We start from the raw sequence: 22,662 nt of genomic DNA, 5'->3' as shown, positions 1-22,662 counted from the left end.
AACTATGCTCAGGCATATTCATGGGAAAATCTGTGGCTCAGCTTCAAATCCTTGGGCGGGTGCTCTGTCATCCGCTGACGCTGGTCGTGGTCAGCCTAGCCGGTGTCTTCGCCGCCGGACGGGCCGAGCACGAATGGCTGTCGGTGCCGTTCTCGCTGGCGCTGGTGGCTGCCCTTGCCGGACTTCTCTTCCTGGCTTCGGGGCGCCTTGTCTTTTCCGTCTATCTCGCCTGGATGGGCATCGCTTTCATCACAGTGGTGTCAGCGATCAAATTCAGGATGAAGGGGTTTTCGCTGCACTTCTACGACACGGTCTTCGTGTCGAAGGATCCGGAAGTGTACCGCTTCCTGCTCGGCTCCTACCTCCATCTGATCGCGCCGGTCGTTGTTGCCCTGGTGCTCGGCATTACGGCGGCGGTGCTTCTGTTCCGGATCGATCGAAAAATCGGCTGGCCGGTATCGGCACGCGTCCTGGTCATGGCGGCGCTCGTCGTTCTGGTGCCGCTGACCTTTCCGGCCGAGGCCTCGAAGGACCGTTATTTCTACTACATGCAGGGCCGGCACATATCGGCCTTCTTCGTTTCGCTGCTGGATTTGCACAACCTCGTTGTTGAATCGGGCTTCGAAAAGCGGCTGCAAGCCGTCGCGCCACAGCCGCCTTTTGCCGACACGGTCGATTGCGGCGACCGGGCTGATCTTCCCGACGTCTTTTTCGTGCTCAGCGAAAGCCAGTCCGATCCCGGCTATTTTCCGCAGGTCGGCAACGGCGCGGGATTCCTGCAGAGGTTCGCGCCGGGGGCCGGCACGCCGCATCCGATGCAGGTCGAGACGTTTGGCGGCGGCACCTGGATCACCAATCTGTCGCTGATGACAGGCCTGTCGGCCACCGATTTCGGCTGGCGAAGCCCCTATCTCACCATCACCCTGCAGGACAAGGTCGCCGGAGCCTTGCCAGAGGTGCTGGCGCGTTGCGGCTATCGGACTGTCGTGATGACGCCGATGGACTTTTCGTTCGTCAATGAAGGGCCGTTCCTGAAATCGATCGGTTTCGAGACCGTGCTCGACATCAAGGACATCGCCGCGCCCTTCTATCACCTGCGCGATATCTTTTATTACCAGGCGGCCGAGGCATTCATCGCCAGGCACCGCAAGGAAGACGGCCGGCCGCTGTTCCTCGAGATCCAGACCATGTTCCCGCACTCACCCTATGAGGGGCGGATGGAGCCCGAGTTGAAGGTGGCGGGCGAGCCTTTCTCGGACGACTTCCAGGCCAATGAGTATCTGCGCCGGATGGCGGTGGCGCGCGGGGATTTCCAGCATTTCCTCGACAAGAGGGAAGCGGATGCCGGTGAACGCGGCGCCGTGGTGCTCGAGTTCGGCGATCACCAGTCGTCGGCGACCAAGCCGTTCGTCGACGGGATCGCCGGGGACGACGCCTTGGCGACCCCTGGCTCGCTTGCCTACCGCACCTTCTACACGCTCACCACCTTCAACCATCCTTTGCGCCATCCGATGCCTGACCTGGCGCCGCTCGACGTCGGCTTCCTCAGCGCAAGCCTGCTCGACGCCGCCGGCCTGCCGATGTCGCCTGTCATGGCCGATCTCGTGCGCCTGCGGGACCATTGCGGCGGCAGGTTCCATGGTTGTCAGGATCGGGCCGAAGTGGATGCGCATTTGCGACGCCGTGTGGATTCAGGGCTGCTGCATCTGTTCCCGGAGGCGGTGCCGTTGCGTGGGCTGGTGCCGGTCCAATCTGTGGACGCCCGCTAGATCGTATCCGGCCCCAGCGTCGCCACGGTCTTCAGCGCGCCGTCGAGCATGTCGCCCTTCTCGTCCTTCAGTGCCATCTCGCGCAGGCGGCGGATCCAGTCGGCGGCATCCGTGCGGCCCTTGACCAGGTCGAGCGCGGACAGCACCCGGTCGAATTTCGACTGTGCCCGGACATGGGTGTCGCTGTAGCCCTTGATCAGCCGGCGGCAGTTGAGGATCTCGACGGCCAGTGCGTAATCCTGGGGCACATGGTCGAGAGCCCGCGCGTACCAGCGATCGAGGTGCGCGATCTCGACCTTGTGGCGCAGCAGACTACGGCGCCAGCGGCGCAGGCCGCCGATGAACCACAGAGCGGCAAAGCCGGCAAAACTGTCGGTGCGGATTCGCCGGCCATGGTTGATGCGGCGATCGAGAAAGGCGGCGAGCTTCGGCCGGTCCTCGATGTAGCTGCCCAGACCCGCCGGCAGCGTGCCGCAGAACTCTTCGATGCGCGGGTGGAAATACTCGGTCACCTGAAGGATCGAGCCATCCTTGACGCCAACCTCGCGGCGCACGCGTTTGCCGCGCGTCGAGCGCGTCTTGAGATCGGCGACGCGGATCATATCGTCGTAGCATAGCGCGTTGGCCAGATGCTTTGCGGCAGCGATCGACAGGCCGTAGCCCTGAACCGGCCCGTCCAGCGCGACGGCCTTGTCCAGCCGGTCGAGATACTCGCGCCCATAGGCGATGTCCTGATAGTCGACGACCTTTCTCAAGCCCCGAAGCGCCATGTCGCGCACGGCCACCGGCAACAGATCGATGCGGGCGGCCAAGGCCTGCCAGCCCTGAAGCAGGTTTTGCGGGCCACTCACCTGTCCTGTGCCCAAGGCAGATTCGACAATCGCGGGCTCAGCCGGCTTCGGCGCCGGTGCTGCCGTGCCGCGCGCGCGGTCAAACGCAGCACCGAAGGCGGGGAGGCTGGCCTTGACGCCCCGGCCGCCAGCACCGATCGCCTGTTCGTAGCTCTCGCGGGGGAAGGGCAGCGCATCGGACCCCGCCAGCGCGCCAAGCAGGCTGGCCGAGATCATCGAACCATTGTCGGCGGCGATCTTTTCCATGTCGAAAGCGATGAAGCGCTTCGATGCGGCTTCCGCCGTCGCATGCACCTTGGAGGACGAAGCCCGGCCGTCGCCCGGCTCGATCTTTTCCGACACGGCGGCGATGCGGTGCGACGAGGCAATCAGCGTGGTGCGCTCGGGCGTGACGAAGCCGCGAATGATGGCACGGCCGGCTTCCATCAATTCGGCGGCGATCAGGATGTCGACGTCGCCCTGCGACGGCGACAGGGCGAAGACCGGCAGCCGGCCGGTGTCGCGGGCCATCTCGACATAGTAGATGGTGGCACCGGTGCGCTGGGCGACGCCGGCGACCGAGGTCGATTGCGCGACAAAACCGTTGCGCTCGGCAACGTCGGTGATCCAGTCGGCGAGCACGCCACCGCCCTGGCCGCCGACCGCCAGCACTGCGAGCCTGATGACGCGCTCACTATCCTGAGCGCCGGCGTGGGCGCGAAGTGGGGGGACGGCGTCAAGCATCGGCGAAGGTCAGGCGCCGGCTTTCGCGGCGGCGCTGCAACAGGCTGATGGTGGCCCGGCGCGCGGCTTCCAGGAAGCGATCCCAGCGGCTCGGATTGTGCACGACGTCGGCGCGGTAGAAGGATGGGCACAGCACTGCCGCATCGGCGACCTCGCCGCAATTGCCGCAGCCGACGCAGCTCTGATCGATATGCGCCACCGGATCGTCGCGCAACGGGTCGTCGAGCGACTTCACCGACAGCGAGGGGCAGCCGGACAGACGCATGCAGGCATGGTCGCCGGTGCAGATATCCTCGTCGACACCGAACTTCGGTTTCACGACACGGGTCCCGCCCTTGATCGCCTTGTCGACCAGCGGCTTTTCGCGGCGCTGCCGGTTGAGCATGCATTCGGACGAGGCGACGATGACCTTCGGCCCCTTCTCGTCCGTCGTCAGCGCCTCGCGTAGCGTGTCCTGCATCTTGGTGACGTCATAGGTGCGGTCGACATGGCGCAGCCATTTGACGCCCATGCCTTTCACCGCCTCGGTGATCGGGTGCTTCGTCGACTTGGTCTTGTTGCCCGCGCGCGATGACAGGATGTCCTGCCCGCCGGTCGCAGCCGAATAGAAATTGTCGACGATGACGATGACGCCGTCGTTCTTGTTGAACACCGCATTGCCGATCGAGGAGGTCAGGCCGTTGTGCCAGAAGCCGCCATCACCGACGAAGGAGATCGAACGGCGCTTGGCATCAGGCGAATTGAACGCCGAGGCCGAGGCCGGACCCAACCCATAGCCCATGGTGGTGGCGCCGAGCTCGAAGGGCGGCATGATCGAGAACAGATGGCAGCCGATGTCGGAAGCGATGTGATGCTTTCCGAGCTCCTGCTCGACCAGCTTGGTCGCGGCAAAGATCGGCCGTTCCGGGCAGCCGATGCAGAAGCCCGGCGGACGGCCCGGCACGACATTGATCAGGTCGGCTGCGTCGACGCCATCGCCGACCTTGTTGGGCGCCCGCACTTCGCCGGGCAGCAGATGCGGCGCCTCGGCGCGCAGGAAGGCGCCGATGCCGTCGAGCATGACCTGGCCGGTGTATTCGCCGGCCATCGGCAGATGTTCCTTGCCGACCAGCCTGGTGCCGCGCCCGGCCTTGTGCAGCATCGAAGCAAAGGCCTGTTCAATGTAGTTGGGCTGGCCTTCCTCGACGACCAGCACCGACTGCTTGCCCTCGCAGAAGGACAGGAACTCGTCATCGATCAAGGGATAGACGGCGTTGAGCACATAGAGCGGCACGTCGGTGTCGCCATAAGTGTTGGCAAGGCCTAGCCGCTGCAGCGCGCGAATGACCGAATTGTACATGCCGCCCTGCATGACGATGCCGACCGAACCATGATCCGAGCCGAAGAACTCGTTGATCTTGTTCTTGCGGATGAAATCGACCGCTGCCGGCCAGCGCTTCTGCACCTTCTCCTTCTCATGCAGGAAGGAAGCAGGCGGCAGCACGATGCGGCCGGTGTCGCGGCGCGGTGCGTCTAGCGCATCGGCGACCGTCATAGGCGGCCGCTTGTTGTCCTTGGCGATGAAATGGCCATGCACGTGGCAGCAGCGGATACGCACCTGCAGCATGACCGGCGTGTTGGAAATCTCGGACAGTTCGAAACCGTCCTCCACCGACTTGACGATCGACGGCAGGTTGGGGCGCGGGTCGAGCAGCCAGACCTGGCTTTTCATGGCGAAGGCATGACTGCGTTCCTGCATGATCGAGGAGCCTTCGCCATAGTCCTCGCCGACAATGATCAGCGCGCCGCCGGTGACGCCGCCGGAGGCGAGGTTGGCCAGCGCATCGGAGGCGACATTGGTGCCGACCGTCGACTTGAAGGTCGCCGCACCGCGGATTGGGTAATGCACCGAGGCGGCCAGCATGGCGGTGGCGGTGGCTTCGGAAGCGCTGGCTTCGAAATGCACGCCGAGTTCGCCCAGAATGTCCTGTGCGTCGGCCAGCACGTCCATCAGGTGACTGATCGGAGCGCCCTGATAGCCGCCGACATAGCCGACGCCGCATTGCAGCAGCGCTTTAGTGATGGCGAGGATGCCTTCGCCGGCAAATTCCTCGCCGGCACCCAGCCGAAGCTTTTCGACTTCCTTGGCAAAAGAGCGTTCGGCCATTTTTTTCTCCTTCCGGTACCGCCCGAGGCTGGCGACGCGTAGGTCTAGATGTCGTGCTTGCGAATGTTCTTCAGCATCTTCAAAAGCGTGGCGATAAGTGCGGAATATTCGGCGTCGTCGATATCGTCGAACATCGCCTCGAACGCGTCATGCATGGCCGGCCAGGCGCGGGTAAACTCGGCGCGGCCCTCATCGGTCAGGAACACATGGCGGATGCGGCTGTCTGTGACGCCCTGCTCACGCCGCACGAGGCCTTGGCCCTCCAGCGAGTCGAGCGTCCGGCTCAAGGTCGACTGCTCGATGACCGTATAGACCGAGAGGTCGTTGACGGTGATGCCGTCGGTGACCGACAGCACGGCCAGCGTGCGCACCTGCGGAATGGTCAGGCCCTGCTTGCGGAAATCGTCGCGCAAGGTGGCGTTGTAGCGGCCCATGATGCGGTTCATCAGATAGGGCGCGAATTGCTGCAGGCCGATCTGCCCCAGGGTCGAAATGCGCTGGCGCTTCTCGGTGACCTTCTCTTCCATCACAGCCTCCCCGCAAGGAGAAAGCCGGAACCGCCGCCAAGGCCGGCCCCCGGGTGGGTCGAGGCGCCGATATGGTAGAGGCCCTTGATGCCGGTCTGATGGTTGCGGCTGCTCTTGAACGGCCGCCACAGGAACGACTGGTCGATGGTCGAGGAACCGCCATAGGGGTCGCCGCCGACCAGATTGATGTTCATCGCTTCGAGGTCAGCGGGCGAATAGGCGCGACGCGCAATGACGCTATCTCTGAAGCCGTCGATATGGCCGGCGAGGATGGCCTCGGCGCGATCGGCATAGGCTTCCCGCAACTCTTCGGTCCATTGCCCGTCAACCGGCGCCTGCAGGATGCCGGCGGCGTCGCCCTTGATGTGGCGGGGAGCCTCGGGCAATTGCAGCCACAGGATCGCCTTGCCTTCGGGGCAGCGCGACGGATCGAGCGCATGCGGCTGGCCGGCACAGATGGTCGGCACCTCCGGCAACATGCCGCGCGCCGCCTCGTTGCAGGCTTTCGAGACGCCATCCAGTCCCGGCGTCAGATGCAGCAGCGCCACCTTGTCCAGGCCTTCGCCGCGCCACGCGGGCGGCTTGCTCAGAGCATAATGGATCTGGAAATTGCCCTTGCCGTATCGGTATTTCTGCGTCGCCTCGACATCGGCTTGGGGAGCGTCGGCTCCAAGCAGCCTGCCGTAGAGCTGCGTCGGCGTGACTGAGCAGATGACGCTCTTGTTGGCATGGACCGTTTCGCCCGAGGCCAGTCGCACGCCGGTCGCGCGGCCATTGCTTTGAACGATCGAAGCGACATCGGCGCCGGTGCGGATGTCGCCGCCGCGTTCCCGGATCAAAGCCTCGAAGGCCGCCAGCAGGTTTTTTGCCCCGCCCTTGACGATCGGCGCGCCCGCCGCCTCAAGCGCGAAGGCGATAACCCTAGCGATCTGGCCGGAGAATGCATCTTCAGGGCCTAATCCAGCATGCAGCACCCAGGGCGCCCACAGCGCGCGGATGGTTTCGGACCGGTAGGTGTTTTCCAGCCAGCCGCGCGCCGGCACCAGTGCCTCGCCGAGAAAGGCGGCAAGACCGCGCGGGCCGCGCCGCCAGCCATCGCCGGCCAGCAGCTTGGCGGTCGGATAGGACCACAGGCTGCCGCCGAGCAAGCCGAACAGCAGGCCGGCATTGCGCTCGATGCCGCCGACATCATCCGCGTGCCGGTCACCGTCGCCTGCCGCGATCGCATTGAGGGCGGCGACGTTGGCGGCACGGTCGGTGCTGAGCACGGCATGGCTGCCATCCGGCCGCAGCACGCCGGTCGGCGTGCCCGTGTGGCAGAACTCCAGCCCGTGCCGTGCAAGGTCGGCGCCCAGCGCCGCAAAGGCCGGCGAGGTGATGAACAGCACGAAGGTCGTCGCCATCACATCATGGATGAAGCCGGGCGCGGTGATCTCCTCGGTGCGCATGCAACCGCCAATGCGGTCGTTGCGCTCCAGGACGAGCACACGCGCCCCTTTGCCGCCGAGCATCGCCGCGCAGACCAGCGCGTTGATGCCGCTGCCGACGATGATGTGATCCGGCTGGGTCACGGCAAACGCTTTCGCTTAGCCCTTCGACACCAGTGCCAGCGCGCGGATCGGGCTGCCGGTGCCGTGTTCGATCTTCAGCGGCGCCGCGATCAGGATAGCGCCCTTCGGCGGCAGCTGGTCGAGGTTGCAAAGGCTGGCAAGACCGTAGCGGTTGGCCTTGTGCATCAGCGTGTGCGCCGGGAATGGCGGCTCCATGCCGCCGGCCTTGCCGGCATCCGTGCCGATCGTCTCCGAGCCCCAGCCCTTGATGTCCTTGCTGATCAGGAACTGGATGGCTTCGGCCGTCGGGCCGGGCGTGTGCGGGCCGGTCTCGTTGGCGTTGAGGAACTCGGCTTCCGAGCCGTTGCGCTTGTACCAGTCGGTGCGCATCACCACCCATTCGCCGGCATTGATCGCGCCATGCTTGGCTTCCCATGCCTTGATGTGGTCGACAGTGAGCAGGAAATCAGGGTCGGCGGCGGCTTCCTTCGAGCAGTCGATGACATTGACCGGGCCGACGAAGTTCTGCGCCGGAATGGTGTCGGTGGCACCGTCCGGATAATCCTTGCCGGAGATCCAGTGCTGCGGCGCATCGAAATGCGTGCCCGAATGCTCGCCGAGCTTCAGCCAGTTCCAGGCCCACCACGGACCGTTCTTGTCGTAACGGGAGATGTTGTGGATCTCGACCTTCGGCGTGTCGACGGCCAATTCCGGCGGCAGCTTGATCAATGGCGTGTCCGGCCCGAGTGGCGCCGACAGGTCGACCACCTTGATGGCGCCTGAAAGAAGCTGGCTGGCGACTTCGCCGAGGAGTTTTTGGGTGTCCATGGTCTGAAGTTCCCTCTTTCGTGTGATGATCAAGGCTCGTGTCGGCCCTTAATATCCTACTAGACGAAAACATATGCATCTGCAATTATCTTTAAGCATAAAGGAAATGGGGACGAGGCGTGAGCGAGTTCGACGCCATCTTTGTCGGGGCGGGCCACAACAGTCTGGCATGCGCCGCGCATTTGGCGCTCAAAGGCTGGAAAACCGGGATTTTCGAGCGTAACGCAGCGATCGGCGGCGCCGTCCAGACGCGCGAATTCACCCTTCCCGGCTTCCGCCACGATTTCGGCGCGATGAATCTGAGCCTGTTCGCCGGCTCGGCCTTCCACCGGAAATATGCAAATGAATTGAAAGCGCAGGGGCTGGAGTTCGCGCCCGTTGCCGACTGTTTTGCCAGCGCGTTCCCGGACGGACGCTGGTTCGGCGTCAGCAACGATATGGAAAAGACCACTGCGCGCATGGCCGCCTTCTCCGCCACTGACGCCACGACATGGCGCAGGCTGGTCGCCGCCTTCCCGGCGGAGGCCGAACATCTGTTCCGGCTGCTGGGCTCGCCGATGAGCGCCCGCGCGCTTGCCGGCATCGCGTGGAACCTGTGGCGCAAGAAGGGCATGTCTGGGGCGCTCGATACAGGCCGGCTGCTGTTGTCCTCGCCCCGCGCCTGGCTGGAGGAAAATTTCCAGTCGCTGCATATCAGGGCAACGCTCGCCACCTGGGGCATGCATCTCGACTTCGCGCCCGACATCGCCGGGGGTGCGGTGTTCCCCTATCTGGAATCAATGGCCAACCAGAGCTTTGGCATGGTGCTGGGCAAAGGCGGCGCCGACACCATCATCCGCGCCCTGTCGGGCATGGTGACCTCCGCCGGCGGCAAGATTGTCACCGGCGCCGAAGTGGCCGAGATCACCGTTTCCGCCGGCAAGGCGACCGGCGTCCGGCTCGCTTCGGGCGAGACGCATACCGCCGCCAAAGCGGTCATTGCCGGCGTCGCGCCCAAGGCGCTGACCGGCAAGCTGCTGCCCAATGGTTCGGGTAACGCCGGCTTCGACACGGCGATGCAAAAGTTCCGCCACGCGCCGGGCACGATGATGATTCATCTGGCGCTCGACGATTTGCCCGAATGGCGCGCCGGAGCCGAGTTGCGGCAGTTCGCCTATGTGCATCTGTCGCCGTCGCTCGACGCCATGTCGCGCACCTATCAGCAGGCGATGGCGGGCATGCTGCCGGACGAGCCGACGCTGGTGGTCGGCCAGCCGACGGCGATCGACCCCTCGCGAGCGCCTCAGGGAAAGCATGTGCTGTGGGTGCAGGTGCGCATGCTGCCCGCCGAAATCACAGGCGATGCCGCCGGCAAGATCGCACCCGCGCATTGGGACGAGGTGAAGGACGCCTACGCCGAGCGTGTCCTCGACATCATCGAGACCTATGCGCCCGGCCTGCGCAACAAGATCCTCAGCCGCGCCGTCTTCTCGCCCATCGATCTTGAGCGCGAGAACCCGAACCTCGTCGGTGGCGACCAGGTCTGCGGCAGCCATCATCTGGCGCAGAACTTTTTATTCCGCCCGGCGCGCGGCTATGCCGGCTGGAACACGCCGGTGGCGCATCTGCACCTCACCGGAGCCGCGACATGGCCGGGCGCCGGCACAGGTGCGGCGTCGGGCTTTATGCTCGCACAACAGCTTGGCGGGAGGTAGGAGCCGGAGATTTCCTTGAGGCTACGAGGGGCAAGGCGCTGCTGCCCAAGAAGCCTGAACCAATGACCTAAGACGCGCAGAAACAGAAAACCAACAAGGGGAACGACCATGACAATCAACAGACGTGAATTGCTGGGATGCAGTGCCGCGGCACTCGGGGTGGCCGCCGTCGGCCTGCCGCAGATTGCCAAGGCGGCTGCCGGGGAACTGACCATCGCCTATAACGTCAACCTGCCGTCCTGGGATCCGACCACCGGGCCTTCGGCCGTCAACCCGACCATCCAGGGCCTCTACCAGTCGGTGTTCGACCAGTTCATCCCGCAGAAGCCCGATTTGTCCTTCGCGCCGGGCCTGCTGACCGAATGGGGCTGGAACGACGACCGCACCAAGATCACGATGACGGTGCGCGAAGGCGTGACCTGGCATGACGGCTCGCCGTTCACGCCAGAGGACGTTGTCTGGTCGCTGCAGCGGGCGGGTGACGAAAAGACCGGCAACCCGATCCAGTTCGTCTGGAAGAACGTCAACAATTTCAAGATCGACGGCAACAAGATCACCGGCGACGTCGTGCAGTTCGACCCGGTCTATTTCAAATGGATGTCGTTCCTGACCGGCTACATCATGCCGAAGGCCTACTACGAAAAGGTCGGCGCCGAAGGTTTCGAGAAGGCGCCGATCGGCACCGGCCCCTACATGGTGGAAAGGTTCGAGCGCAACGCCTTCCTGCGGCTCAAGGCAAACCCGAACTATTGGGGCGGCAAGCCGGCCTTCGAGAATGTGACGATCAAGTTCGTCGCCGACGCGGCAAGCCGCGTCGCCGAGATCGAATCCGGCTCCTCGCAGGTGACGCTCGAAATCCCCTATGAGGAGTATGACCGGCTGATCGCCAAGGACGGGCTGGCCGGCTCGTGCAAGAACGTTTCCGACATCGGCATGATCTTCTTCAACGATATCGAGGCGATGCTGGACAAGAACGTCCGCCAGGCCGCCGTGATGGCCATCGACAAGAAGCTGCTGGTCGATCGCCTGCTGCGCGGCTACGGCCAGCCGATCGATACGCTGGAAACGCCGGAATACGCATCCTACGACGCGTCGATCAAGGTCGAGCACAATCCGGAAAAGGCCAAGGAATTGCTGGCCGCTTCCGGCTATTCGCCGGAAAAGCCGGTCAAGTTCACCATCCAGACGACCAAGGGCTTCAAGCCCAAGGACTATGAGATGATCCAGGCGATCGTCGGCATGTGGCGCAAGGTTGGCATCGAGGCGACGATCGAAGTCTACGAGATCGCCAAGCACTACGAACTGCGCGCCGCCGACAAGCTGGCGCCGGCCGCCTTCTACAATTGGGGCAACGCCATCGGCGATCCGACCACCTCGACCGGCTTTGCCATGTACGGCCCGAGCCCGCATTCGGTGTGGGACAGCCAGGATTTGATCGACATGATCAATCCGCTGTGGGGCGAAAAGGACGAGGCCAAGCGCATCGCCGGCTGGAAGGCGGTCGACAAATACATCGCCGAGCAGGCCTATGTGCTGCCGCTGATGCAGTATGCGCAGCCGATCGTGCATGCCAAGGGCGTCAATGTGGTGCAGCATGTGTCCGGCGCGCTGCTGCCGGCCCTGATGACCCCGGCCTGATATCGGCCTGGAATTGCGGCGCGCCGTCCATAGCGACGGCGCGCATTTCTATCCGGGATACGAGCCAACAGGCTCCTGCAAAGATTTACATGCTCCTGCAAAGATTCCTGATCCGCCTTCTGACGATGCTGATCACGCTGTTCGGCGTGGCCGTCGTCGTCTTTGTCGTGATCCGCGTCGCGCCCGGCGATCCGATCGCCATGATGCTGCCGCCCGGCGCGACGGATGCCGACATCGCCCGGCTGCGGGCGCTCTATGGGCTCGACAAGACCATCGTCCAGCAATTCTTCATCTGGCTTTCCGGCCTGGCCAGGGGCGATTTCGGTACCTCGATCTCGCTGCGGCAAGACGTGCTCGGCCTCGTCTTCAACCGGCTGCCGGCGACGCTGGAGCTTGCCATCGTCGCGCTCATCATGGCGGTGGCGCTCGGCGGCACGACGGCGGTGATCGGCGCGCGCGAGCGCGGCACGGCGGTCGAGGCCGGCATCGACATCGCCAGTGGCGCGGCGCTGTCCATTCCCGATTTCCTGTGGGGTCTGGTGCTGATCCTTCTGTTCGGCGTTCTGGTGCCGATCTTCGACATTTCCGGCCGGGTGTCGCCACAACTGGACCTGCCCTTCGTCACCCAGTTCTATCTGTTCGAGAGCCTGTTGCGCCTGCGCCTCGACCTCACCTGGGATCTCCTGAAGCACATGCTGATGCCGGCCGTGGCGCTTGCGCTGCCGCTGGCGGCAATCATCTCGCAGCTCTTGAAACAGTCGCTGAAGGAAGTGCTCGATCTCGACTATGTCGTGCTGGCACGGGTGAAGGGTTTCTCGGAAACGCAGGTCATCCTGCGCGAGGCCTTGAAGAATGCCGCTTTGCCGACACTGACGCTGGTTGGCGTGCAGTTCACCTTCCTCATCGGCGGCACGGTCATCGTCGAACGGCTGTTTTCCTATGAGGGCCTCGGCAACATGGCGATCGACGCGGTCATCAACCGCGACCTGCCGCTGATCCAGGGCATCGTACTGGTCTTCGCACTGCTGTTCGTGCTGATCAACCTCAGCGTCGACATGATGTACGCGCTGCTCAATCCGAGGCTACGCCATGGATGAGGGTCGTGCTCAAAGGCGAGGTGTGTCGCCACGTTTGTGGCTTGCCGGCGGCTGGCTGCTGCTGGCGCTGCTGGCCGCGATCTTCGCACCGCTGGTCGGGCCGCAGGACCCACTGGCGCAGGATTTGATGCTGGAACGGCTGCCGCCATTCTGGATGAATGGCGCCGAACCCGGCTATTGGCTCGGCACCGACAGCCTCGGCCGCGATCTGTTGTCGAGGCTGATCTTCGGCGGCCGCATCGCCTTCATCGTCGCCTTTTCCGCAGCCATCGCTGCGTGCCTGGTCGGTTCGACGCTCGGCCTGATCGCAGGCTATTTCGGCGGTTGGGCCGACCGCATCATCTCGCGCATCGTCGATGTCTGGATGGCGTTTCCGCCGGTGCTGTTCGCCATATTGCTCGTGGCGGTGCTTGGCACGGGCTTGAGTTCCGTCATCCTGGCCATCGCCATCATCGACTGGACGCGTTTTTGCCGGGTGATCCGTGCCGAGACGATGGGTCAGTCGCGCATGGACTATGTCGAGAACGCCCGCATCGCCGGCTATGGCCGCATCGGCATCATGCTGCGCGAAGTGCTGCCCAATGTGGTGCCGTCGATCGTCGCATTGCTGTCGCTGGAAATGGGCATCGCCGTCATCGTCGAGGCGATCCTGTCCTTCGTCAATCTGTCGATCTCGACCGACGATCCGACCTGGGGCGGCATCATCGCCGAGGGCCGGCTGTCGATCCATCAGGCATGGTGGGTGCTGGTGTTCCCGCTGATCACGCTGATCGTGACCGTGCTGTCGTTCAGCCAGTTCGGCGAGGCGCTGAAGACGCGTTTCGATCCGGTGCTGCGATGAGCGCCTGTCTCGACATCAGGGATCTGAGCGCGGTGCTGCCCAACGGCCAGCGCGTGCTGCGATCGGTGTCGCTTGCGGTCCAGCCCGGTGAAGTCCGCGCGCTGGTCGGCGAAAGCGGCGCCGGCAAGACGATGATCGGCAAGGCGGTGCTCGGCGTCCTGCCTTCGAGTGTGCGCATTGTCGAAGGCGACATGCGGCTTGAAGGCGAAGACCTCGGCAAGCTTCCGCCCAAGGCACGGCGCACGCTGATCGGGGCACGCACGGCGCTGATCCCGCAGGACCCGCTGACAGCGCTCAACCCGTCGCGGCGCATCGACTCGCAGATGACCGACCGATTGGTGCGGATCCTCGGCTGGGCAGGGCAAAAGGCCGATAGCCGCATTCGCCAGTTGCTGGACGAGGTACAAATCCGCGATCCCGACCGTGTGCTGAAAAGCTATCCGCACGAACTGTCAGGCGGTATGCGCCAGCGCGTGCTGATCGCTGCCGCCTTCGCCGCCGAGCCAAGGCTGATCGTCGCCGACGAGCCAACGACGGCACTCGACGTCACCGTGCAGAAGCAGATCCTGCGGCTGATCGTGCAATTGCAGCGCGAGCATGGCACGGCGATCCTGTTCGTCACCCATGATCTCGGCGTCGTCGCCAAGATCAGCCAGAGGGTCTCGGTGCTTTATGCCGGCAAGGTGGTGGAGGAGGCCGACACGGCTGCCCTCTTCGCAGCACCGCAGCATCCCTACACGCGAGCGCTGATGGCGGCGACGCCACGCTACACCGATCCTTTCGCCTCGCTGAAGCCGGTGGACGAGGCGGTGCTGGCCGGGCTTGCTTCGGAGATCGCTGCCGCAGACCAGGCCTGGAGGCGGTCGCATGGTTGAACCGTTGTTCTCCGTGCGCGGGCTGAAGGTCGCGCTGCCCGACATGACGCGCAAGCCGCTGATCGGCCGCGCGCCCTTGGTCGAAATCCTGAAGGGCCTGGATTTCGACCTGCCCAGGGGCTCGGTGACCGGCATCGTCGGCGAATCCGGATCCGGCAAATCGACGCTCGGCCGTGCTCTGGTGCGGTTGCTGGAACCGAGCGCCGGCAGCATAACTTTCGAGGGCCGCGACATCACGCATCTGCCGGAGGCGGAACTGCGGCCACTGCGCCGCAATCTGCAGATGATTTTCCAAGATCCGATGTCGTCGCTCAACCCGCGCCGCACCATTGCAAGCATTATCGCCGCGCCACTCAAGCAAAATGGCCTCGGCGACAATCTCAAGGCGCGCGTCGCTGAGGCGCTGCAGCGTGTCGGCCTGCCGCAAAGTTTCGCCAGCCGCTATCGCCACGAATTGTCGGGCGGCCAGCGCCAGCGCGTCGGCATTGCGCGGGCGCTGGCGCTGTCGCCGAAATTCGTGCTGGCCGACGAGATCGTCTCAGGGCTCGACGTGTCGACGCAAGCGCAGATCCTGACGCTGCTGGAAAAGCTGGCGGCGGAAATGGGGCTGACCGTCGCTTTCATCAGCCACGATCTGTCGGTCATCCGGCGGCTGTGCCGGCAAGTGATCGTCATGCGCGAAGGCGTGATCGTCGAAGCGAGCGCCACCGACGCCTTGTTCGACAAGCCGCAGCAGGCCTACACGCGCGATCTCATCGCGGCCATTCCGCTGCCCGAGATCGATGCGAGCTGGCTGGACATTCCTTCCGCCGCCAAGGCGCCGACATGAATGCATACGCACGCCGAAGAGCGGGCCTCGGGCGTGCGACCAAAAGACCCAAGTCCCGCCAAATGGAGAGGACTGACATGAAGACCAAAATCGCAATTGCAACGCTGGCCGCCGCGGTGCTCGGCAGCGCCGGCATGGCCTCGGCGGATTCGATCCCGGGCATGCGCGGCCACGACCACACCGGCATCACCGTTCCCGACATGAAGCAAGCGGTCGACTTCTTCACCGAAGTGGTCGGCTGCAAGAAGGCGATGTCGTTCGGTCCGTTCGCCGACGACAAGGGCACCTTCATGCAGGATCTCCTGGGCGTCGACCCGAAGGCGGTGATCGAAGAGGTCACCATGGTCCGCTGCGGCTATGGATCGAACATAGAGCTGTTCAAATACACAGCACCGGACCAGAAGGACCTGACGCCGAAGAACAGCGACATTGGCGGCTTCCACATAGCCTTCTATGTCGACGACGTCGCTGCCGCCAAAGCCTATCTCGAAGGCAAGGGCGTCAAGACGCGGATGGGGCCGCTGCCGGTCAAGGAAGGGCCGGCCGCCGGCCAGACCATCCTCTATTTCCAGGCGCCGTGGGGGCTGCAACTGGAAGCGATCAGTTATCCCGACGGAATGGCCTATGAGAAGGACGCCGAGACGGTGCTGTGGAGCCCGAAGAACCCGGAAAATTGATCCGGCAGCGCGCTTGCGTGATCACACGCAGGCGCGCTTTCGCCATGTCAGGACAATCGTTTTGATATAAAACTTTAAGCTTGAAATATCTTGTCGCCGGCGCGATACTGAACTCCAGCAAGCGAAGAGGAGATCGCAGACATGAAGGTTGCGGTTCTCGGCGGCGGACCAGCCGGCCTCTACTTTGCCATTTCGATGAAGCTGAGGGACGCCGCGCATGATGTGACGGTGTTCGAGCGCAACCGCGCCGACGACACGTTCGGCTGGGGCGTCGTGCTTTCGGCCGAGACGCTCGACAATCTGTCGAAAAACGACCCGGTCAGCGCCGTCTGGATCAAGAAGCACTTTGCCTACTGGGACGACATCGCCGTCATCCATGACGGCGTGCGCACGGTCTCGTCAGGTCACGGTTTCTGCGGCATCGGCCGCAAGCGGCTGCTGGTCCTGCTGCAGCGCCGGGCGCGCGAACTCGGCGTCAAGCTGATGTTCGAGACCGACATTGCAGATCCCAAGCCCTACATGGAGACGCATGATCTGGTCGTCGCGGCCGACGGCCTGAACTCCAGGGCGCGCAACAGTTTCGTCGACATCTTCAAGCCCGACATCGACACCCGCAAATGCAAGTTCGTCTGGCTCGGCACCCAACAGAAATTCGACGACGCCTTCACCTTTATCTTCGAGAAGACCGAGCATGGCTGGGTGTGGGCGCACGCCTACCAGTTCGACAGCGACACCGCGACCTTCATCGTCGAGTGCAGCGAACAGACCTGGACTGCTTTCGGCTTCGGCGCGATGTCGCAGCAGGAATCGATTGCCGTTTGTGAGCGGATCTTCGAAAAACATCTCGGCGGCCACGCGCTGATGACCAACGCCAACCACATCCGTGGTTCCGCCTGGATCAATTTTCCGCGCGTGCTGTGCGAGCGCTGGTCCTACAAGAATCTGGCACTGATGGGCGATGCGGCGGCATCGGCGCATTTCTCGATCGGCTCCGGCACCAAGCTGGCGCTGGAAAGTGCTGTGGCGCTGGCCGAATATGTCGAAACCGAGCCGAACCTTGAGGCCGCGTTCCGCAGATATGAGGATGCCCGCCGCACCGAGGTGCTGAAGCTGCAATCGGCGGCGCGCAATTCGCTGGAATGGTTCGAGGAGGTCGAGCGCTATCTCGGCCTCGATCCGGTGCAGTTCAACTATTCGCTCTTGACCCGCTCGCAGCGCATCAGCCATGAGAATTTGCGGCTGCGCGATGCCGAATGGCTGGGCGGCGCGGAGGAATGGTTCCAGCGCCAGGCGGGCGCCGGCGGCATGCGCCGCGCGCCGATGTTCGCGCCGTTCAAGCTGCGCGACATGAGGCTGCAGAACCGCGTCGTCGTCTCGCCGATGGCGCAGTACAAGGCCGTCGACGGCTGTCCGACCGACTGGCATTTCACCCACTATGCCGAGCGGGCCAAGGGCGGCGCCGGCCTCCTCTATATCGAGATGACCTGCGTCAGCCCGGAAGGGCGGATCACGCCCGGTTGTCCGGGCTTCTATGCGCCCGAGCATGAGGTGGCGTGGAAGCGGCTGGTCGATTTCGTCCATACCGAGACCGAAACGAAGATCTGCGCCCAGATCGGCCATTCCGGCGCCAAGGGCTCGACCCGGCTCGGCTGGGAGGGCACCGACGTGCCGTTGGTCTCAGGCAACTGGCCTGTGATGGCGGCCTCGGCCGTTGCGTGGTCGCCGCAAAACCAGGTGCCGAAGGCGATGGATCGCGCCGACATGGACAAAGTGCGCGACGAATTCGTGGCCTCTGCCGAGATGGCCGATCGTTGCGGCTTCGACATGCTCGAGATCCACGCCGCGCACGGCTATCTCCTGTCGTCCTTCATCACGCCGGTTACCAACCGGCGCACCGATGCCTATGGCGGTTCGCTGGATAATCGCATGCGCTATCCCCTCGAAATCTTCCGCGCGGTGCGCTCCGCCTGGCCGGCGGAGAAGCCGATCTCGATGCGCATTTCGGCCAATGACTGGGTCGGCATCGAAGGTGTGACGCCAGCCGATGCGGTCGAGATCGCGCGGCTGCTGCATGAGGCCGGCGTCGACATTTGCGACGTCTCGGCCGGCCAGACCTCGGCACTGGCGAAGCCGGTCTATGGCCGCATGTTCCAGACGCCGTTTTCCGACCGCATCCGCAACGAGGTCGGCATGGCCACCATGGCGGTCGGCAACATCTACGAGCCGGACCATGTCAACTCGATCCTGATGGCCGGCCGCGCCGATCTGGTGGCGCTGGCACGGCCGCATCTCGCCGATCCCTACTGGACGCTACATGCCGCCGTCACGCTCGGCGACCGTGGCGTCAAATGGCCAGATCCCTATCTGCCCGGGCGCGACCAGCTCTACCGTCTGGCCGAGCGCGACGCGGCAGCGGGGCTGAAAGTATGATTGTTTTTCATTTGCCACGTCAGCGCTATACCCCCACCCCTAGCCCCTCCCCACAAGGGGGAAGGGGACCAAGTCGCAATCGGCTCTGGAACCGCAGAAGTTTGCAATGGATGGGCGCTGTCGTAGCCTTCTCCTTCTCCCTCCCCCTTGTGGGGAGGGTTAGGGGTGGGGGCACTTGGCGCCAAGTTTCGAGGATTGGCGCATGATCGCGGGCAAGCATGCGCTGGTCACAGGCGGTGGGTCCGGTGTCGGCCGGGCCGTTGCGCTGGCGCTGGCTGCTGCCGGCATCGACGTGACCATCTGCGGCCGCCGGGAAGCGGAGCTCACTGAGGTGGCCGGCGAGAACGACCGCATCTTCGGCATTGTCGCCGATGTCACCGACGAGGCGGCAATGGCGACGCTCTACGAGAGGGCGCAAGCCGCGCGCGGACCGTTCGACATCGTCGTCGCCAATGCCGGCATGGCCGGCAGCGCGCCGGCGCACAAAACCACCCTTACCGACTGGCAGCGAACACTCGACGTCAATTTGACCGGCGCCTTCCTGACGGTGAAGCCGGCGCTGGCCGGCATGGCCGCGCGGAAAACGGGACGAATTGTTTTCATCGCCTCGACCGCCGGCCTGAAAGGCTACGCCTACGTCGCGTCTTACGTCGCCGCCAAGCATGGCGTCATCGGCCTGATGCGGGCTCTTGCCGCCGAAACAGTGAAATCCGGCGTCACCGTCAACGCGGTGTGCCCAGGCTTTGTGGAAACCGAAATGCTGGAAGAGTCCATCCAGCGCATCATCGAGAAGACCGGCCGCTCGGTCGAGCAAGCGCGGTCAAGCCTTGCCTCGACCAACCCGCAAGGCCGCTTCATCCAGCCGCAGGAGGTCGCCGCCGCCGTGCTGTGGCTGTGCGGCGACGCCGCCCAATCGATCACCGGACAGGCGATTTCCATCTCAGGAGGCGAAACATGGTAGCCGGCCCCCTGCCCGCGCCGTCGGGACCCGGCAAGGACCGCTTGCGGCTGTGGATCAGGCTGCTGCGCGCCTCGCGCACGATCGAGGCCGAGCTGCGCGAGCGGCTGAAGAAGGAATTCAACACGACGCTGCCGCGCTTCGACGTGATGGCCGCCCTCTATCGCGCGCCGGAAGGCATGCTGATGAGCGACCTGTCGCGTTTCCTGCTGGTCTCCAACGGCAATGTCACGGGCATCGTCGACCGGCTGGTTTCGGAAGGACTTGTCGCCCGCGCGAGGCGCAATGGCGACCGCCGCACGTCGATGGTGCGGCTGACCGAGGAAGGCACGCAGGCCTTCGCCACCATCGCCGCGGCGCATGAAGGCTGGATCGGTGAATTGCTGGGCAAGGTCAGCGAGGACGACGCGCGCCGGCTGACCGGCATGCTGACCTCGTTCCGCAGCAACTGGGAGGGACGCGAATGACCGCAATGGCCGGACGCAAGCCGAAGCATTTCCTCTGGGAGGTCGAGGGCAGGATCGCAAAGGTCCGGCTCGACCGGCCCGAGCGCAAGAACCCGCTGACCTTCGACAGCTATGCGGAACTCCGCGACACATTCCGCGACCTGGTCTATGCCGATGACGTCGACGCCGTGGTGTTCCTGTCCAATGGCGGCAATTTCTGCTCCGGCGGCGATGTCCACGACATCATCGGCCCGCTGGTCAAGATGGACATGAAGCAGCTTCTCGCCTTCACCCGCATGACCGGCGATTTCGTCAAGGCGATGCTGAATTGCGGCAAGCCGATCATTGCGGCGGTCGACGGCGTCGCGGTCGGCGCCGGCGCCATCATTGCGATGAGCTCCGATATCCGCATCGCCACGCCGGAAGCCAAGACCGCTTTCCTGTTCACCCGCGTCGGCCTCGCCGGCTGCGACATGGGCGCCTGCGCGATCCTGCCGCGCATCATCGGCCAGGGCCGCGCCGCCGAACTGCTCTACACCGGCCGCACCATGACGGCGGCGGAAGGCGAACGCTGGGGTTTCTACAACCGGCTGGTCGATGCCGCCTCGCTGGAGGCCGACGCGCTCGATATGGCGGCGCGCATCGTCTCCGGCCCGACCTTTGCGCACGGCATCACCAAGACGCAGCTCAACCAGGAATGGTCGATGGGTCTCGACCAGGCGATCGAGGCGGAAGCGCAGGCGCAAGCGATCTGCATGCAGACCCGCGACTTCGAGCGCGCCTACAAGGCGTTCGTGGCCAAGGAAAAGCCGGTGTTCGAGGGGGATTGAGGATGAGCGGTTTGCGCCCAGGCACCCCCCTCTGCCCTGCCGGGCATCTCCCCCGCAAGGGGGGAGATCAGCGGTTTCGTTGGCAGCGCCCATACTGCAATTTTGGAGATTGGCGAAAGCCAAAACAACGTCCGATCTCCCCCCTTGCGGGGGAGATGCCCGGCAGGGCAGAGGGGGGTGTGAAGGATCGCTGCGCGGAAGGAGGCGCCCATGCCTGACCGTTCCTTCCTCTCCTGGCCGTTCTTCGAAGACCACCACCGCCAGCTTGCCGAGCGCCTCGAGGCATGGTGCGCTAAAAACCTGCCAGTCGATCACCATGATGTCGACGCCGCCTGCCGCGAGCTGGTCAGCAAGCTCGGCAGGGACGGCTGGCTGAAGCCGACGGCGCTCGACACGGACAATCCTGGCCCCCTCGACGTCCGCACTTTGTGCATCACGCGCGAGACACTCGCCCGTCATGACGGGTTGGCCGATTTCGCCTTCGCCATGCAGGGGCTCGGCACCGGCGCGCTCAGCCTGTTCGGCACGCCGCAACAGCAGCAATGGCTTTCGAAGACGCGCGCCGGCAACGCGATATCAGCCTTTGCCCTGTCGGAGCCGCGCTCGGGATCGGATGTGGCCAACACGGAGATGACGGCGATCCGCGACGGCGACAGCTACGTCTTGTCCGGCGAGAAGACGTGGATCTCCAATGGCGGCATCGCCGACCTCTATGTCGTCTTTGCCCGCACCGGCGAGGCGCCGGGCGCCAAGGGGCTTTCCGCCTTCCTCGTGCCTGGCGACGCCAGGGGCCTTGGCATCGCCGAACGGCTGGAAGTAATCGCGCCGCATCCGCTGGCGCGGCTGTCTTTCGACCAGGTCCGCCTTCCCGCCTCTGCGCTGATCGGCAAACCGGGCGATGGCTTCCGCATCGCCATGTCGGTGCTCGACGTGTTCCGTTCGACCGTCGGCGCGGCGGCGCTCGGCTTTGCCCGCCGCGCACTGGACGAAAGCATCAAACGCGTGGCCGAGCGCAAACTGTTCGGCGCGCCGATGGCCGAATTGCAGATGGTGCAGGGGCATATCGCCGATATGGCGCTCGACGTCGATGCGGCGGCGCTTCTGGTCTACCGCGCTGCGTGGACCAAGGACATGGGTGCCGCGCGGGTCACACGCGAGGCGGCGATGGCCAAGCTGTTTGCCACCGACAAGGCGCAAGAGGTGATCGACAAGGCTGTGCAACTGCATGGCGGCGACGGTGTCCGCAAGGGCCACATCATCGAAAGCCTGTATCGCGAGATCCGCGCGCTGCGCATCTATGAAGGTGCCTCCGACGTGCAGAAAGTGGTGATTGCACGGCAAGTGATGGGCGCGGCCTGACGGCAGAGATTTTGACGAGCGTTCGATTTTGAAAATTGGGTTTTGGAATACCGGGAGGTTTTGAATGCACAGGATTCTGCAGCCCGAAGGCTGGGCAAAACCTGTCGGCTACGCCAATGGCGTCGCGGCACGCGGGCAGCTCGTCTTCGTCGGCGGACAGGTCGGCTGGAACGGGCAATGCCAGTTCGAGACCGACGATTTTGTAGGCCAGGTGCGGCAAACGCTTCAGAACATCGTCGCGGTGCTGGCGGAAGCCGGTGCCGGGCCGCAGCACATCACCTCGATGACCTGGTATTTCACCGACAAGGCCGAATACCTCGCCAATCTCAGGGGCATCGGTGAGGCCTATCGCGAGGTGATCGGCCGGCATTTTCCGGCGATGGCCGCCATGCAGGTGGTGGCGCTGGTCGAAGACCGGGCCAAGGTGGAGATCCAGGCGACTGCCGTTATTCCGGAATAGGGAATTCGTTCGTCCGGAGTAAACGCCCATTACTTCGTCATCCACGGGCGAAGCAAGGAGCGAAGCGACGCGGCGCAGACCCGAGGATCCATGCCGGGACTCCAAAGCGTCACCACGGTCCAGAATTCTGCACC

At 64.3% G+C, this 22,662-nt stretch carries 19 protein-coding genes; 14 read left to right on the top strand and 5 right to left on the bottom strand.

What is annotated here, in order from left to right; translation table 11 throughout:
• Nucleotides 1–32 precede the first annotated feature (32 nt).
• Entirely contained in the window at nucleotides 33–1,769 is a 1,737-nt protein-coding gene (locus NKI69_RS01210) for a sulfatase-like hydrolase/transferase (RefSeq protein ID WP_352719646.1), read from the top strand.
• Here the strand turns inward: NKI69_RS01210 and NKI69_RS01205 are convergent.
• The 5 genes from NKI69_RS01205 to NKI69_RS01185 are packed head-to-tail and all read right to left on the bottom strand — an operon-like array spanning nucleotide 1,766 to nucleotide 8,394.
• Nucleotides 1,766–3,343, bottom strand: coding sequence for an indolepyruvate oxidoreductase subunit beta family protein (locus NKI69_RS01205; protein ID WP_352719644.1), 1,578 nt, complete (start codon nucleotides 3,341–3,343; stop codon nucleotides 1,766–1,768). The genes NKI69_RS01210 and NKI69_RS01205 overlap by 4 nt on opposite strands.
• Entirely contained in the window at nucleotides 3,336–5,489 is a 2,154-nt protein-coding gene (locus tag NKI69_RS01200; protein ID WP_352719642.1) for a thiamine pyrophosphate-dependent enzyme, read from the bottom strand. The genes NKI69_RS01205 and NKI69_RS01200 overlap by 8 nt, the downstream gene beginning before the upstream one ends.
• Before the next feature lie 44 nt (nucleotides 5,490–5,533).
• The gene (locus NKI69_RS01195; protein WP_127270494.1) at nucleotides 5,534–6,016 is read right to left on the bottom strand and encodes a MarR family winged helix-turn-helix transcriptional regulator; all 483 of its coding nucleotides are present in this window, start codon (nucleotides 6,014–6,016) and stop codon (nucleotides 5,534–5,536) included.
• Entirely contained in the window at nucleotides 6,016–7,587 is a 1,572-nt protein-coding gene (locus NKI69_RS01190) for a phytoene desaturase family protein (protein ID WP_352719639.1), read from the bottom strand. The genes NKI69_RS01195 and NKI69_RS01190 overlap by 1 nt, the downstream gene beginning before the upstream one ends.
• A gap of 15 nt (nucleotides 7,588–7,602) precedes the next feature.
• Nucleotides 7,603–8,394, bottom strand: coding sequence for a cyclase family protein (locus tag NKI69_RS01185; RefSeq protein WP_128305660.1), 792 nt, complete (start codon nucleotides 8,392–8,394; stop codon nucleotides 7,603–7,605).
• Between the two features lie 119 nt (nucleotides 8,395–8,513).
• Between NKI69_RS01185 and NKI69_RS01180 the strand changes: the two genes are divergently transcribed.
• From NKI69_RS01180 to NKI69_RS01120, 13 genes are all read left to right on the top strand, one after another.
• Nucleotides 8,514–10,088, top strand: coding sequence for a phytoene desaturase family protein (locus NKI69_RS01180; RefSeq protein WP_352719637.1), 1,575 nt, complete (start codon nucleotides 8,514–8,516; stop codon nucleotides 10,086–10,088).
• 108 nt (nucleotides 10,089–10,196) lie between these two features.
• On the top strand, nucleotides 10,197–11,726 hold the full coding sequence (locus NKI69_RS01175; RefSeq protein WP_352719635.1) for an ABC transporter substrate-binding protein: 1,530 nt from the start codon (nucleotides 10,197–10,199) through the stop codon (nucleotides 11,724–11,726).
• Nucleotides 11,727–11,815: 89 nt separating this feature from the next.
• Nucleotides 11,816–12,823, top strand: a complete 1,008-nt coding sequence (locus tag NKI69_RS01170; RefSeq protein ID WP_352719633.1) for an ABC transporter permease — start codon at nucleotides 11,816–11,818, stop codon at nucleotides 12,821–12,823.
• The gene (locus NKI69_RS01165) at nucleotides 12,816–13,664 is read left to right on the top strand and encodes an ABC transporter permease (protein ID WP_128305664.1); all 849 of its coding nucleotides are present in this window, start codon (nucleotides 12,816–12,818) and stop codon (nucleotides 13,662–13,664) included. Before NKI69_RS01170 ends, NKI69_RS01165 begins: the two co-directional genes overlap by 8 nt.
• Entirely contained in the window at nucleotides 13,661–14,539 is an 879-nt protein-coding gene (locus NKI69_RS01160) for an ABC transporter ATP-binding protein (protein ID WP_128305665.1), read from the top strand. The genes NKI69_RS01165 and NKI69_RS01160 overlap by 4 nt, the downstream gene beginning before the upstream one ends.
• Nucleotides 14,532–15,368, top strand: a complete 837-nt coding sequence (locus NKI69_RS01155; RefSeq protein ID WP_128305666.1) for an ATP-binding cassette domain-containing protein — start codon at nucleotides 14,532–14,534, stop codon at nucleotides 15,366–15,368. The genes NKI69_RS01160 and NKI69_RS01155 overlap by 8 nt, the downstream gene beginning before the upstream one ends.
• Before the next feature lie 77 nt (nucleotides 15,369–15,445).
• On the top strand, nucleotides 15,446–16,045 hold the full coding sequence (locus tag NKI69_RS01150; protein ID WP_128305667.1) for a VOC family protein: 600 nt from the start codon (nucleotides 15,446–15,448) through the stop codon (nucleotides 16,043–16,045).
• A gap of 141 nt (nucleotides 16,046–16,186) precedes the next feature.
• A complete protein-coding gene (locus NKI69_RS01145) occupies nucleotides 16,187–18,475 on the top strand; it encodes a bifunctional salicylyl-CoA 5-hydroxylase/oxidoreductase (protein ID WP_352719630.1) in 2,289 nt (762 codons plus the stop codon).
• Nucleotides 18,476–18,677: 202 nt separating this feature from the next.
• Complete coding sequence (locus NKI69_RS01140) at nucleotides 18,678–19,436, top strand: SDR family NAD(P)-dependent oxidoreductase (RefSeq protein ID WP_023811474.1); 759 nt, start codon at nucleotides 18,678–18,680, stop codon at nucleotides 19,434–19,436.
• Nucleotides 19,430–19,900: a MarR family winged helix-turn-helix transcriptional regulator gene (locus NKI69_RS01135; protein WP_023811475.1), complete on the top strand. Its 471-nt coding sequence runs from the start codon at nucleotides 19,430–19,432 to the stop codon at nucleotides 19,898–19,900. The genes NKI69_RS01140 and NKI69_RS01135 overlap by 7 nt, the downstream gene beginning before the upstream one ends.
• Nucleotides 19,897–20,709 (top strand): enoyl-CoA hydratase family protein, encoded by an 813-nt coding sequence (locus NKI69_RS01130; protein ID WP_023811476.1) that lies wholly within the window; start codon nucleotides 19,897–19,899, stop codon nucleotides 20,707–20,709. Before NKI69_RS01135 ends, NKI69_RS01130 begins: the two co-directional genes overlap by 4 nt.
• A gap of 210 nt (nucleotides 20,710–20,919) precedes the next feature.
• The gene (locus NKI69_RS01125; RefSeq protein ID WP_023811477.1) at nucleotides 20,920–22,068 is read left to right on the top strand and encodes an acyl-CoA dehydrogenase family protein; all 1,149 of its coding nucleotides are present in this window, start codon (nucleotides 20,920–20,922) and stop codon (nucleotides 22,066–22,068) included.
• A gap of 64 nt (nucleotides 22,069–22,132) precedes the next feature.
• The gene (locus NKI69_RS01120) at nucleotides 22,133–22,528 is read left to right on the top strand and encodes a RidA family protein (protein WP_023811478.1); all 396 of its coding nucleotides are present in this window, start codon (nucleotides 22,133–22,135) and stop codon (nucleotides 22,526–22,528) included.
• Nucleotides 22,529–22,662: the final 134 nt, after the last annotated feature.

This window comes from Mesorhizobium sp. M0491 (genome assembly GCF_040321265.1).
Classification (GTDB): Bacteria; Pseudomonadota; Alphaproteobacteria; order Rhizobiales; family Rhizobiaceae; genus Mesorhizobium.
Note: the sequence above shows the minus strand (reverse complement) of the source record. Positions and strands in the feature narration are given on the sequence as shown.

Excerpts from the sequence above, each read along its gene's own strand:
- NKI69_RS01125 (WP_023811477.1), top strand. The coding sequence starts at position 20,920 with ATGCCTGACCGTTCCTTCCTCTCCTGGCCGTTCTTCGAAGACCACCAC.
- NKI69_RS01135 (WP_023811475.1), top strand. The coding sequence starts at position 19,430 with ATGGTAGCCGGCCCCCTGCCCGCGCCGTCGGGACCCGGCAAGGACCGC.
- NKI69_RS01205 (WP_352719644.1), bottom strand. The coding sequence starts at position 3,343 with ATGCTTGACGCCGTCCCCCCACTTCGCGCCCACGCCGGCGCTCAGGAT.
- NKI69_RS01150 (WP_128305667.1), top strand. The coding sequence starts at position 15,446 with ATGAAGACCAAAATCGCAATTGCAACGCTGGCCGCCGCGGTGCTCGGC.
- NKI69_RS01130 (WP_023811476.1), top strand. The coding sequence starts at position 19,897 with ATGACCGCAATGGCCGGACGCAAGCCGAAGCATTTCCTCTGGGAGGTC.
- NKI69_RS01185 (WP_128305660.1), bottom strand. The coding sequence starts at position 8,394 with ATGGACACCCAAAAACTCCTCGGCGAAGTCGCCAGCCAGCTTCTTTCA.
- NKI69_RS01195 (WP_127270494.1), bottom strand. The coding sequence starts at position 6,016 with ATGGAAGAGAAGGTCACCGAGAAGCGCCAGCGCATTTCGACCCTGGGG.
- NKI69_RS01145 (WP_352719630.1), top strand. The coding sequence starts at position 16,187 with ATGAAGGTTGCGGTTCTCGGCGGCGGACCAGCCGGCCTCTACTTTGCC.
- NKI69_RS01140 (WP_023811474.1), top strand. The coding sequence starts at position 18,678 with ATGATCGCGGGCAAGCATGCGCTGGTCACAGGCGGTGGGTCCGGTGTC.
- NKI69_RS01200 (WP_352719642.1), bottom strand. The coding sequence starts at position 5,489 with ATGGCCGAACGCTCTTTTGCCAAGGAAGTCGAAAAGCTTCGGCTGGGT.
- NKI69_RS01170 (WP_352719633.1), top strand. The coding sequence starts at position 11,816 with ATGCTCCTGCAAAGATTCCTGATCCGCCTTCTGACGATGCTGATCACG.
- NKI69_RS01120 (WP_023811478.1), top strand. The coding sequence starts at position 22,133 with ATGCACAGGATTCTGCAGCCCGAAGGCTGGGCAAAACCTGTCGGCTAC.
- NKI69_RS01155 (WP_128305666.1), top strand. The coding sequence starts at position 14,532 with ATGGTTGAACCGTTGTTCTCCGTGCGCGGGCTGAAGGTCGCGCTGCCC.
- NKI69_RS01165 (WP_128305664.1), top strand. The coding sequence starts at position 12,816 with ATGGATGAGGGTCGTGCTCAAAGGCGAGGTGTGTCGCCACGTTTGTGG.
- NKI69_RS01160 (WP_128305665.1), top strand. The coding sequence starts at position 13,661 with ATGAGCGCCTGTCTCGACATCAGGGATCTGAGCGCGGTGCTGCCCAAC.
- NKI69_RS01175 (WP_352719635.1), top strand. The coding sequence starts at position 10,197 with ATGACAATCAACAGACGTGAATTGCTGGGATGCAGTGCCGCGGCACTC.